The sequence below is a fragment of the Bacillus sp. FSL W8-0645 genome (assembly GCF_038007905.1).
GTDB classification, from domain to species: domain Bacteria; phylum Bacillota; class Bacilli; order Bacillales; family Bacillaceae; genus Bacillus; species Bacillus pumilus.
Genome location: NZ_JBBOYC010000001.1, coordinates 2,380,608 through 2,393,737, shown reverse-complemented (window position 1 = coordinate 2,393,737; position 13,130 = coordinate 2,380,608). Strand labels below are relative to the sequence as shown.

The following is a 13,130-nucleotide window of genomic DNA, read 5'->3' as shown; positions in this document are numbered from 1 at the left end:
ATAAAATGGATCCATCTACTTTACTATTATTTGTGATTATCGCAGCAGGTCTGATCGTTCTATCGATCTTCTTCACCTTTGTACCGGTGATGCTGTGGATTTCTGCCCTAGCGGCTGGCGTAAAGGTAAGCATTTTTACACTTGTAGGAATGAGACTTCGCCGCGTCATTCCAAACCGAGTGGTCAACCCGCTCATCAAAGCACATAAAGCAGGTCTTGATGTGACGATTAACCAATTAGAAAGTCACTACCTTGCAGGTGGTAACGTTGACCGTGTTGTAAATGCATTGATCGCGGCTCAACGTGCGAATATCGAATTGAACTTTGCACGCTGTGCAGCGATCGACCTAGCAGGCCGTGACGTACTTGAAGCTGTACAAATGAGTGTAAACCCTAAAGTCATTGAAACACCATTTATCTCTGGTGTGGCAATGGACGGGATTGAAGTAAAAGCAAAAGCACGTATTACAGTTCGTGCAAACATCGAACGACTTGTCGGTGGTGCAGGGGAAGAAACAATCATTGCTCGTGTAGGTGAAGGGATTGTCTCTACAATCGGTTCATCAAATAATCATAAAAAGGTTCTAGAAAACCCAGATATGATTTCTCAAACGGTTCTTGGTAAAGGATTAGATTCAGGTACTGCGTTTGAAATTCTCTCGATTGATATTGCAGATGTGGATATCGGTAAGAACATCGGGGCAATTCTGCAAACAGACCAAGCAGAAGCAGATAAAAACATTGCACAGGCAAAAGCGGAAGAACGCCGCGCAATGGCTGTTGCCCAGGAGCAAGAAATGCGTGCAAGAGTTGAAGAAATGCGCGCGAAAGTTGTAGAAGCAGAGGCTGAAGTACCACTTGCCATGGCTGAAGCATTACGTGAAGGTAATATTGGAGTCATGGACTACATGAATATTAAGAATATCGATGCTGATACGGACATGAGAGATTCATTTGGTAAAATGACAAAAGGTCCATCTGATAATGAAAACAAATAAGCATCCTTTCACGCTTTAAGGAGGGAGCCCAATGGACATTCTATTTGAAAATCCGTTACTAATTGCGATTATCATCGGTATCATCTCTGCTGTCTTTGGGAAAATCGGCAAACAAGAGGAGAACGAACAAAAGAATCAGCAAAACAAGCCAGCTCCTCAGCGTAAGCAGATGCCCCAAAAGCAAACAAAACAAACAAGTCCAGATCCAGTCGTGACGGATCAGATGGACGATTTCGGCGATGTACATGATCATGGCGGGATGAAGAAAAAAACATCTCAATCCTTACAGGACCGCTATACCGCTACACTTGCCGAAATGGAAGAAAGAAAAAGCGAGCTGAATAGAGAATTCCAATCGCTTGAAAGAGAACTGACAAGGCCAAAGGCTGCTTCTGCCGAAGTGAAGCCAAAGATCATTGAGAAGCTCAACCAAGATACAATTGTTCGGGGGATGATCCTTGGAGAAGTATTTGGAGAGCCACGCGCGAAAAAGCCGCACAGAACGATGAAACGGCCATATAACAGATAAACAAAAAAGTCCCATATAAAGGGGCTTTTTTTGTTTGACCTGATGGAGATTTCTCGCAGTAAAAATGCTGAAACGGCTGTTTTGCGGGATTCATTAGCATGATCTGAACCGCTGAGGAATAGGATGATATAGAGACTTTCTCATCAGTCTCACCATCTTTCAGTTTGATCTCATACACATGGGGCGGGAAGGGGTTCTAATTGAATGGGAAAAAGAAAAAATCGACTTAAAGTATGGCTGACAAGAACACTTGAAATCCCTCCAGACGTCATGATGGATCTTCCCCGTATTACGATGGTTGGCAGACTCCACATTTACATAGAGAACCATAAAGGGCTTTTGCTTTTCAGTGATCAAGAGGTAAGGCTGATGCTCAAACAAGGGCAATGCATTATTTCAGGGAAAGATTTTGTGATTAAAACGATTTTGCCAGAAGAGATCTTATTAGAAGGGAAAATCGATGAGGTCCGTTATATTGATTCTTAACTGACGGAGGGGAGAAGTGTGAAGAATAAATGGTTCGCCTATTTTATTGGCAGAGTGGAAGTGGAAATCAAGGGAAACGGCATTGAGCGGCTCATCAATGAGTGCACGAGACAGGGGATCACAATGTTTCAAGTGAGCCGCCGTCAAGACAGCGTGCGCTTATTTATTCGCTTATCAGATGTACATGCCTTCAGAAAAGTACAAAGACATCATGACGTAAAATGTTCATTTCATCAAAAGAAGGGATTTCCGTTCCTTCTCCTATGGTCAAGGAAGAATATTGGGTTTACCCTTGGGATTGTGTTCTTTCTAGTGACGATATTGGCACTTTCAAACATGGTGTGGAAAATTGATATTAAAGGAGCCAATCCAGAAACTGAACATCAGATGAGAAAGCATTTAGACGAGATTGGTGTGCAAAAAGGCCGTTTTCAGTTTCTAATGGGAACACCTGAAAAAATTCAAAAATCACTGACCGCCAATATTCAAAGCATAACATGGGTTGGCGTTGAACTAAACGGTACAACATTTCAAATGAAAGTTGTGGAAAAAAATGAGCCGGAAAAAGAGAAATATACGAGTCCTCAGCATATTGTGGCCAAGAAGAAGGCGGTCATCACGAGAATGTATGTGGAAAAAGGGGAGCCGCTTGCCGCAGTTGATGAACATGTGAAGAAAGGACAAATGCTCGTCTCTGGCCTCATCGGCAGCGAAGACCAGCAAAAAACGGTTGGTGCTAAAGCGAAAATTTATGGTGAAACGTGGTATCGTTCTGAAGTTTCTGTCCCTCTTCGAACATCTTTTGATGTCTTTACGGGTAAAATGAAGACAAAGCACAAGCTCTCCGCATTTGGAGGTTCAATGCCATTTTGGGGCTTTTCCTTTAAAAAGGATGATTTTAAGCAGCCAAAAACAGAAACTGAAGTTCACCCACTCCATTTCTTAAACTTCCAGCTCCCATTTTCCTATGAAAAAGAAACGACACGCGAAAGCGAAAAAATAAACCGGACATACACAAATAAAGAAGCGGTTCAAGCAGGGATTAAAATGGGTAAAAAAGAATTAGAAGAGAAGCTAGGTCAAACAGGAGAGGTGAAAAGTGAAAAAGTTTTGCACGAGGCAACAGGGAATGGTAAAGTTAAGTTAATCATCCTTTACCAAGTAATAGAAGATATTGTTCAACCAACACCTATTGTTCAGGGAGACTAGAGAATGACAGAACATTTACTTGAAATTCAACAAAAATTAGATAGCCCAAACGAAGCGATTGCTTTATTTGGAAATCAAGATGCTTATCTGAAACTGATGGAAAACGAGCTGAATGTCTCCATTATTACGCGCGGAGAAAAGGTGTATGTTTCTGGTCAGGAAGCATCAAGAGAAACAGCGAGCCGTCTGATTACATCTCTCTTACATCTCATCCAAAAAGGAATTGAGATTTCTGAACGGGATGTCGTCTATGCCATTAAAATGGCGCAAAAAGACAAGCTCAATTATTTTGAAAATATGTATGAAGATGAAATTACGAAAAATGCAAAAGGAAAGTCAATCAGGGTAAAAACCATTGGCCAGCGGGAATATGCTGCGGCAATGAAAAAAGATGACTTGGTCTTTGGAATTGGACCAGCTGGAACAGGGAAGACGTATTTGGCAGTCGTCAACGCGGTACATGCACTGAAAAATGGACATGTGAAACGGATTATCCTGACAAGACCAGCTGTTGAAGCAGGAGAAAGTCTTGGCTTTTTACCAGGTGATCTAAAGGAAAAAGTAGATCCTTATTTAAGACCACTATATGATGCCTTGCATGATGTGCTTGGCAGTGATCATACGGAACGTTTAATCGAGCGCGGTGTGATTGAAATAGCGCCTCTTGCCTATATGAGAGGACGGACACTCGATGATGCATTTGTTATTTTAGATGAAGCGCAGAATACAACGCCTGCCCAAATGAAAATGTTTTTGACGAGACTTGGGTTTGGCTCTAAAATGGTCATTACAGGAGATATTACACAGATTGACCTACCGAAGGGCATGCAGTCTGGCCTTGCAGCTGCAAAGGACATGCTTGCAGAGATCAAGGGCATCTCATTTATTGAGCTAGACCAGACAGATGTGGTCAGACACCCGCTTGTGGCAAAGATCATCGGAGCATACGAAAAGCAAAAATGACCTTAGTGACCCGATCGTCTTCATCGGGTCATTTTGTTTCGATCGTGGTTTAAAGTAAAAAAGGAGGTACTTTCCTTGAGAAAGAATCAGAAAGACAGTAAGCGCAAAAGACTGCTGTCTAAAAAAGAACCTCAGAAAATGGAGCGCTCACGTTATTTAAATGTTTTGCTATACGCTGGTTTAGCAGCCATTCTATTCGTGGTGCTCTTCTTCCATGTAAAGCCTGAATCGCTCGACTTAGATTTATTTTCAGTGAGCGAACAGACCATCTATTCTCCATCAACCGTCGATGATCAAGAAGCGACAGAAGAAAAGAAGCAAGAAGCAACAGATCAAGTAGAGGATCAATATACACTCAAAAAAGCGTATTCTGACAATCGTGTTGACCTCATCTCCTCCCTTTTCGAAGCCATTAAAGAAGAGAAGAAAGCAGCTGATGAAAAAGAAAATCCGCCATCAGATAAAGAAATGGTCAAGCGTGTCAAAGAAAAACTCACATCAGATATGCAGGAGGCTGTTTCAGACCAATCCATCAAAGCACTGCTTCAGGCAAGTGACGAAAATCTCTCTTTTACTAAGGATTCCATCATCACAGTGGTGAATTCACTGATGAGTAAAGAAATCACAGCAGCGAAATTACAAGATGAGAAAAAACAAGTGAAAACAGAGCTTGAAAATAACTCAATTCCATCCAAATACTTAAATGCAGCGAAAGAAATCGGTGAATTTGCGATCATTCCAAACTATGTATTTGATCCAGTGGCGACAGAGAAGAAAAGGCAAGAAGCCGCTGATAATATTCAGCCGGTTCAAATTAAGCAAGGGCAAATCTTAGTCGAAGAAGGAGAACTTATCGACCGAGAAGTGTATCGTAAATTAGAACTGACAGGGCTCTTAAATAGCTCCAATTTGATTAAGCCTGTAAGCGGTCTTATGATATTGATTGGTCTATTCTTAGCAGCGATTATTCATTCACTTGAATCGAGGAAAAAATCGCTTGTTCATAAGAATAAGTCGTTGCTTCTCTACTCGCTCATTTTTACCATTATTTTAGTTATCATGGAAGTATTCAGTCTCTTTCAGGAAACGAAGTATACGACGATAGGTTATGTGGTGCCAGTGGCGCTTGGCACGATGCTGATCAAGCTGCTTATCAATGAGCGGCTAGCGATCTTCTCTGGTCTTGTATTTGCTCTTTGCGGCAGTATGATGTTTAATCAAGGAGTAACCGGCGTCTTTAACTATGTGATCTGCGCTTATTACCTTGTGAGCGGGATGGCGGGCATTTTATTTTTGAGAAAGCATAATGCGCGTTCAAAAATATTGCAGGCAGGGCTTTCGGTCGCTTTGGTGAATGTCCTTGTGGTTCTATCCATAACGCTGATTCAAAACTCCTCACCATCAGGACTTGAAATCGGTGTGAACCTTATGATGGCGATTGTATCAGGGTTTGCATCATCTATTTTGGTCATTGGTCTAATGCCAGTGTTTGAGAGTATGTTCGGCATTCTTTCAACAATGAAGCTGATTGAACTATCTAACCCAAACCATCCGCTCCTTAAAAAGATTTTAACAGAGACACCAGGTACATATCATCATAGTGTCATGGTGGCAAATTTAGCAGATGCTGCATGTGAAGCAGTCGGAGCAAACGGTCTTTTAGCAAGGGTTGGCGCTTATTATCATGACATTGGGAAAACGAAAAGACCGCAATACTTTATCGAAAACCAAATGAACATTGATAATCCGCATGACAAGCTTTCTCCTCAGCTAAGTAAAAATATCATTATTGCCCATACGACAGATGGAGCTGATATGCTGAGAGAAAAAAAGTTTCCTGAAGAGCTTGTCGATATTGCCGAACAGCACCACGGGAAGTCGCTGTTAAAGTTCTTTTACTATAAGGCAAAAGAGCGTGATGATCAGGTGACAGAAGAAGAATTCCGTTATCCTGGGCCAAAACCGCAATCAAAAGAAGCGGCGATTATTTCAGTAGCGGATAGCGTGGAAGCAGCGGTACGATCGATGCATAATCCAAATCCAGAGCGGATCGAAAAGCTCGTCAAAGGCATTATTTCCGATAAAATGCAGGATGGGCAATTCAGCGAATGTGATCTGACATTTAAAGAGTTAAATATTATTAGTCAAACGATTTGTACAACATTAAAGGGGATTTTCCATTCTCGGATTGAATATCCAGATGCCCCGAAGCAGAAGGTGAAGTAAATGACATTGTTAATCGATTTAATAGATGAAACAGGACAAGTATCAAAAGAGCAGCTTGAAGAAGTGGAAAAGCTTCTTCAGTTCGCTGCTGATTCCCTTGAGGTCAAAGATCAAGCGGAGGTATCAGTGACGATCGTCTCGAATGAAGAGATTCATCAAATTAATAAAGAATACCGCGGAAAAGACGCACCAACGGATGTGATCTCCTTTGCACTCGAAGAAGAAGGAGAAGGGGAAATTGAAATCATTGGTGCTGATGATATTCCGCCTGTACTCGGTGACATCATCATTAGTGTGGACCGTACGAAAGAGCAGGCAGAGGAATATGGACATTCCTTTATGAGAGAGCTTGGATTTCTCGCCATTCATGGATTCCTGCATTTGCTCGGGTTTGATCATATGACAGAGGAAGATGAAAAAGAAATGTTCGCCAAACAGACAAAGATCTTGGATGATTATGGCCTTTCAAGATCTTCGTAAGAAAAGAAGGCCGCTTGCCCGTTTTTTTCGGAGTTTTTATTATGCATTTAGAGGAATATGGCGAACTTTCTTGAATGAACGGAATTTTCGATTTCACACAGTCGCAGCCATCATCGTGGTGACCTGCGGCTTTTGGTTTCACATTGAACCATTCGAATGGATGATCGTTTTGCTTTTATGCGGGGGGATGTTTGCGCTTGAACTTGTCAATACAGCCATTGAACATACAGTGGACCTGATGACAGAAGAGAGGCACCCGCTTGCTGAGAAAGCGAAAGACGCCGCAGCAGGCGCTGTTTGCGTTTACGCCGCGATTTCGGTTATGATTGGGTTGATCATCTTCTTACCGAAGATCATGCAATAGAACAATATTACTATTTATTAACATTTTTAGAAATGGGCGTGAAAATGTCACGTGAATTATGTAAAATATAAATGTGACAGTGGGTCCATTTCTTCTGAAAGTGGGAACTAGGAATGAACAAACAAGAGTTGATTTCAGAAGCAGTTAAAGCAAGAGATTTTGCATATGTACCCTATTCAAAATTCAAAGTCGGTGCAGCATTGTTGTCGAACGATGGAAAAGTGTATGGCGGCTGCAACATTGAAAATGCAGCATATGGTATGTGTAATTGTGCGGAAAGAACAGCACTTTTTAAAGCCTATTCAGAAGGCATCACATCGTTTCAAATGCTAGCGGTAGTAGCTGATACAGACCGGCCTGTTTCGCCGTGCGGCGCATGCAGACAGGTTATTTCAGAGCTATGTGCACCTGACATGCCAGTGATTCTAACGAACTTAAAAGGACAAATATACGAAACAACAGTAAACGAACTATTGCCAGGCGCATTTTCACCGGAGGATTTAAATGACTAACGAAAGCTTCAAATCAGGATTTGTATCCATTATTGGAAGACCAAATGTAGGAAAATCAACCTTTCTTAATCGTGTGATTGGACAAAAGATCGCCATCATGAGTGATAAGCCCCAAACGACACGAAACAAAGTGCAAGGTGTCTTAACAACAAACACGTCACAAACGATCTTTATCGATACACCAGGGATTCATAAACCTAAGCATAAGCTTGGTGATTTTATGATGAAAGTGGCTACAAATACACTGAAGGAAGTCGACCTGATCTTGTTTATGATCAATGCAAAGGAAGGCTATGGCAAGGGTGATGAATTCATCATTGAACGACTCAAGCAAACATCTACACCGGTATTCCTAGTCGTCAATAAAATCGACCAAATTCACCCAGATGAGCTGTTCCTTTTAATTGATGAATACCGCACACGTTATCCATTTAAGGAAATTGTGCCAATTTCAGCTCTTGAAGGAAACAACATTGACACGCTTCTTCAGCAGGTTGAAGGTTATCTTCCTGAGGGCCCGCAATTTTATCCAGCAGATCAAGTAACAGATCATCCAGAGCGGTTTATTATTTCTGAATTAATTCGTGAAAAAGTGCTGCATTTAACAAGAGAAGAGATCCCGCACAGTATTGCAGTGGCGATTGAATCCATTAAGCCAGATGAAAATGGTAAGATCCATGTGGCGGCGACCATTGTCGTAGAACGTGATTCACAAAAAGGGATTGTTATTGGGAAACGAGGCAGCTTATTAAAAGAAGTGGGACAAAAAGCGCGCAGAGATATTGAAGCACTTCTCGGTTCAAAAGTGTATCTGGAGCTTTGGGTAAAGGTTCAAAAGGACTGGCGTAATAAATCCACTCACCTTCGTGATTTCGGATTTAGAGAAGACGAATATTAAAAAATCGTTGCTGTTGTCATAAAATCTGACAATGGTGCGGTTCGATTAGTAAAAATTGTTTATCATGAAATGGAGGTAGCTTGGTCAAGATATAATTAATATGTTGGATGTAGCGTTGCTGCTTCTAATAAAGAAAGGTGGGGTTTTTATGTTGAATTTTACATGGAACGTATTTTCACAAACAGGAAGCGTTGACACGTATCTGCTTTTCAAAGAGTTAGAAAAGGAGAACCTGGAAAGACCCGATATACTTGAAGAAGAGATAGCACGATTTGATTTTCCAATCTTATAATTCTTGACCCCTCCAATGCTCGGAGTGTAGACAAATGCTCATTAAAAGTGAAGGAATCGTCCTTAGAACAACAGATTATGGCGAAACAAACAAAATTGTCACGCTGCTCACTAGAGAACATGGGAAAATTGGTGTGATGGCAAGAGGCGCAAAAAAATCAAACAGCCGCCTGTCAGCCATAAGCCAGCCGTTTTTATACGGAACCTTCCTGATCCAATCATCAACAGGACTTGGAACGCTCCAGCAAGGCGAAATGATTGAAAGTATGCGAACCATTCGGGAAGATTTATTCTTGACCGCATATGCCGCATATATGACAGAGTTACTCGATAAAGGCACAGAAGAAAAAAAGCCAAACCCTTATTTGTTTGAGCTCCTGCTTCAATCTTTGCGTCATTTGAATGAAGGCACAGATGCTGATATTATCTTATTTATCGTAGAGGTCAAAATGTTATCAGTGATGGGAATGAAGCCTGAACTGGATCAATGTGTCCACTGTGGTCAAAAAGAAGGGCAGTTTCATTTCTCGATTAGAGACAACGGCTTTATTTGCCAAAATTGCTTTTCTAAAGATCCGTATAAACTGCCCTTATCTCCAGCAGCTGCAAGGCTGCTCCGTTTATTTCATTATTTTGATTTATCAAGGCTCGGTCAGGTTGATGTGAAACCGCAGACAAAACAAGAAATTCGTCAAGTGCTCGATCACTACTATGAAGAGTATTCAGGCCTTTATTTGAAATCAAAAAAATTCATGAATCAGATGGAATCCATGAAAAAGCTCATGGGTGGGGAAAACAAAAGTTGACATCTTCCATGACTTTTTGTAAGATCATCTAAGATAAAATATGTTGCATTGACAGAAAGAAGTACTTGCGCAGAATCCATAAAAGCGACCTTAGGGCGGTGTGAGCTAAGGATGGAGGCGTAACGAAAGGCATTCTTGAGCAACGTAAAACAAAGCGGCTGGATGCTACGATACCAGCAAATAGGGTGGAACCGCGGGAAAAACTCTCGTCCCTATGTTTGCAAGGAGCCTTGCGAGCATAGAGACGGGAGTTTTTGTGTTCTTTTGCGGGGTTCTAGACCCACCCGCCATACATAGCGGATGGTGTAGAAAAGATGGAGGTGCGATCATTGAATATTCAAGACATGATTTTGACGTTGCAAAAGCATTGGTCAAATGAAGGCTGCGTATTAATGCAGGCGTATGACACAGAAAAAGGTGCCGGAACGATGAGTCCATACACGTTCCTCAGAAGCATTGGTCCAGAGCCATGGAAGGTAGCGTATGTAGAGCCTTCAAGACGCCCGGCTGATGGCAGATATGGAGAAAACCCAAATAGATTGTATCAGCATCATCAATTCCAAGTGATCATTAAGCCGTCACCTGACAATATTCAAGAACTGTATCTTGAATCTTTGAAAGCGCTTGGTATTGACCCGCTGAAACATGATATTCGTTTTGTAGAAGACAACTGGGAAAACCCATCTCTGGGCTGTGCAGGGCTAGGCTGGGAAGTATGGCTTGATGGGATGGAAATCACCCAATTCACGTATTTCCAGCAAGTCGGCGGCTTAGAATGTGTGCCCGTTTCCGTAGAAATCACATACGGTATTGAACGTCTTGCTTCCTACATCCAAGACAAAGAAAATGTCTTCGATCTTGAATGGACAGACGGATTCACGGTGAGAGATTTATTCTTAATGGCTGAATATGAGCACTCTGTTTATACATTTGAAACATCTAATACTGACATGCTGTTTGATTTATTTACAACCTATGAGAAAGAAGCGCATAGCCAAATGGACAAAGGGCTTGTTCATCCGGCATACGATTATGTGCTCAAATGCTCTCATACGTTTAACCTGCTCGATGCAAAGGGCGCAATTTCTGTTACTGAGCGAACTGGTTATATCGGAAGAGTGCGCCAGTTAGCAAGAAAAGTAGCCAAAACATATTATGAAGAACGAGAAAAATTGGGATTCCCTATGCTAAAAGAGGAGGGGGCTTCTCATGAATAAACAAGATGTATTACTCGAAATCGGCTTAGAAGAGATGCCGGCTCGTTTCATGCCAGAAAGCACAAAGCAGCTAGGCGAGAAAGTAAAAGCGTGGTTTGAAGCGCAAAACATTTCATTTGAAGATGTTGCTCTATTTAACTCACCAAGACGTCTTGCTGTACTTGTGAAAGGTGTCGCAGAAAAACAAGAAGACATCAAAGAAGAAGCAAAAGGTCCGGCTAAAAAGATCGCGCAAGATGCGGAAGGCAATTGGACAAAAGCAGCGGAAGGCTTTGCCCGGGGACAAGGTGCTTCAACAGATGATCTCTATTTTAAAGAGATCAAAGGAGTGGATTATGTCCATGTCCAGAAGTTTCAAGAAGGAAAGCAAGTCAAAGACCTTCTGCCAGCATTAGGTGAGATCGCCGCTTCATTAAGTTTTCCAAAGAACATGAGATGGGGGAGCAAGGATTTACGCTACATCCGTCCGATTAAATGGATTGTTTGTTTATTTGGAGAGGAGATTGTACCTGCTCACATTGCTGGGGTGAAAAGCGGCCGCGAGACAAGAGGACACCGTTTCCTTGGTAAGGCAGCCATCATCGACTCGCCTGCTTCTTATGAGCAAACATTGCGCGATCAATTTGTCATTGTAGATTCAGATAAAAGAAAACAATCCATTACCGAGCAGCTAAATGCTCTATCTTCAGAAAAAGGTTGGGTGATTCCTGTTGATCCTGAGCTTCTAGAAGAGGTCAACAATCTTGTAGAATACCCAACGGTACTATCTGGTTCCTTTGAAGAAGAATTCCTTGCATTGCCGGAAGAAGTATTGGTAACTACAATGAAAGAGCATCAGCGCTATTTCCCTGTGAAAAATGAGCAAGGGGAATTATTGCCTCACTTCATAACGGTGAGAAATGGAAACAGTGAGGCGCTTGAAAATGTCGCAAGAGGGAACGAAAAAGTACTTCGTGCACGTTTATCAGATGCTGCCTTCTTCTATAAAGAAGACGAAAAACTAGTCATTGAAGACAATATTAAGAAGCTTGATAAGGTTGTATTCCATGAGAAACTTGGCACAATTGGCGACAAGCTAAAGAGAGTGACAGACATTGCGACGCGTCTAGCAGCGCATGTCGGTGCAGATGACGAAACGTCAGAGCGTGTGGCAAGAGCTGCAAGTATTTCGAAGTTTGACCTTGTGACTCAAATGGTCTATGAATTCCCAGAATTACAAGGAATCATGGGCGAGAAATATGCAAAAGCACTTGGCGAACATGAAGAAGTGGCAAAGAGCATCAATGAGCACTATATGCCGCGCTTTGCTGGTGATGAGGCGCCTTCCACTTTAATTGGTGCGATTGTGGCAGTAGCCGATAAGCTGGATTCTATTTGTTCCTTCTTCTCAATTGATGTCATTCCAACGGGCTCTCAAGATCCTTATGGACTAAGAAGACAAGCGAGCGGTATCGTTCAAATTCTGCTTGATCGTCATTGGAACATTTCATTCAAAGAGCTTTTGGCACTTGCTCAAGTAGAAGCAGCACATGAAACGGCTCTCATTGAATTTTTAACACACCGTTTAAAATATGTCCTCCAAGCAGAACATATCCGTCATGATGTTGTCGATGCAGTACTGGATGTTGAAAATATTGAACCTTATGCAGTCGTGAAAAAAGCAGCTGTTCTTGAAGAGAGCGTGAAACAAGAGAGCTTCAAAGAAACAGCAGAAGCATTAGGACGCGTCATTTCAATCAGTAAAAAAGGGGAAGACGCAGAAATTCAGCCTGAGCTGTTTGAAAATGAGCATGAGCAAAAGCTATATGAGGCGTATCAGCAAGTAGAGACAGCTGTCAATGAATATGTAGCAGCAGGGCAATACAGCGCAGCACTTGAGGCGCTTGATACGTTAAAAACACCGATTGTTCATTATTTCGATCACACAATGGTTCATGCAGATGATGAAAAGCTGAAGCGAAATCGTTTGGCGCAAATGGTCAAACTAGCAAAAGTCATTCAATCATTTGCGAATATGAACAATTTAATTGTAAAATAAATACCTAAGAACGGTTGCCTTTTTTGAAGGGCAATCGTTTTTTACTCATTTAATTCACGGTTTTTGAGTGGATTTTTGTTTCATTCGGACAAAGATGCGCTATAATATGATGA

The 13,130-nt window shown here is 41.8% G+C and carries 14 protein-coding genes; all 14 read left to right on the top strand.

Annotated elements, in window-relative coordinates:
• Positions 1-5 precede the first annotated feature (5 nt).
• The 14 genes from floA to glyS all read left to right on the top strand — a co-directional run bounded on the left by floA (position 6) and on the right by glyS (position 13,017).
• A complete protein-coding gene (floA, locus tag NST39_RS12285) occupies positions 6-998 on the top strand; it encodes a flotillin-like protein FloA (protein ID WP_044139418.1) in 993 nt (330 codons plus the stop codon).
• Between the two features lie 31 nt (positions 999-1,029).
• The gene (locus NST39_RS12280; RefSeq protein WP_044139417.1) at positions 1,030-1,527 is read left to right on the top strand and encodes a hypothetical protein; all 498 of its coding nucleotides are present in this window, start codon (positions 1,030-1,032) and stop codon (positions 1,525-1,527) included.
• A 204-nt stretch (positions 1,528-1,731) separates the two neighbouring features.
• Positions 1,732-2,013 (top strand): sporulation protein YqfC, encoded by a 282-nt coding sequence (yqfC, locus tag NST39_RS12275; protein WP_251190304.1) that lies wholly within the window; start codon positions 1,732-1,734, stop codon positions 2,011-2,013.
• 18 nt (positions 2,014-2,031) lie between these two features.
• Positions 2,032-3,222: a sporulation protein YqfD gene (yqfD, locus tag NST39_RS12270; RefSeq protein ID WP_044139416.1), complete on the top strand. Its 1,191-nt coding sequence runs from the start codon at positions 2,032-2,034 to the stop codon at positions 3,220-3,222.
• 3 nt (positions 3,223-3,225) lie between these two features.
• Entirely contained in the window at positions 3,226-4,185 is a 960-nt protein-coding gene (locus NST39_RS12265) for a PhoH family protein (RefSeq protein ID WP_044139415.1), read from the top strand.
• Positions 4,186-4,299: 114 nt separating this feature from the next.
• On the top strand, positions 4,300-6,411 hold the full coding sequence (locus tag NST39_RS12260; protein ID WP_374726557.1) for an HD family phosphohydrolase: 2,112 nt from the start codon (positions 4,300-4,302) through the stop codon (positions 6,409-6,411).
• Positions 6,412-6,891, top strand: coding sequence for an rRNA maturation RNase YbeY (gene ybeY, locus NST39_RS12255; protein WP_341028593.1), 480 nt, complete (start codon positions 6,412-6,414; stop codon positions 6,889-6,891).
• On the top strand, positions 6,869-7,255 hold the full coding sequence (locus tag NST39_RS12250) for a diacylglycerol kinase family protein (RefSeq protein ID WP_217012224.1): 387 nt from the start codon (positions 6,869-6,871) through the stop codon (positions 7,253-7,255). Before ybeY ends, NST39_RS12250 begins: the two co-directional genes overlap by 23 nt.
• Before the next feature lie 113 nt (positions 7,256-7,368).
• Complete coding sequence (locus tag NST39_RS12245; protein WP_003217296.1) at positions 7,369-7,767, top strand: cytidine deaminase; 399 nt, start codon at positions 7,369-7,371, stop codon at positions 7,765-7,767.
• Positions 7,760-8,665 (top strand): GTPase Era, encoded by a 906-nt coding sequence (gene era / locus NST39_RS12240; RefSeq protein WP_065098416.1) that lies wholly within the window; start codon positions 7,760-7,762, stop codon positions 8,663-8,665. The genes NST39_RS12245 and era overlap by 8 nt, the downstream gene beginning before the upstream one ends.
• Before the next feature lie 148 nt (positions 8,666-8,813).
• Positions 8,814-8,957, top strand: coding sequence for a YqzL family protein (locus NST39_RS12235; RefSeq protein ID WP_065098441.1), 144 nt, complete (start codon positions 8,814-8,816; stop codon positions 8,955-8,957).
• A 34-nt stretch (positions 8,958-8,991) separates the two neighbouring features.
• Positions 8,992-9,762 (top strand): DNA repair protein RecO, encoded by a 771-nt coding sequence (recO, locus tag NST39_RS12230; RefSeq protein WP_034661344.1) that lies wholly within the window; start codon positions 8,992-8,994, stop codon positions 9,760-9,762.
• Positions 9,763-10,091: 329 nt separating this feature from the next.
• Entirely contained in the window at positions 10,092-10,979 is an 888-nt protein-coding gene (gene glyQ, locus NST39_RS12225) for a glycine--tRNA ligase subunit alpha (protein ID WP_341028587.1), read from the top strand.
• Entirely contained in the window at positions 10,972-13,017 is a 2,046-nt protein-coding gene (gene glyS / locus NST39_RS12220) for a glycine--tRNA ligase subunit beta (protein ID WP_341028583.1), read from the top strand. Before glyQ ends, glyS begins: the two co-directional genes overlap by 8 nt.
• The last annotated feature ends 113 nt before the right edge of the window (positions 13,018-13,130 follow it).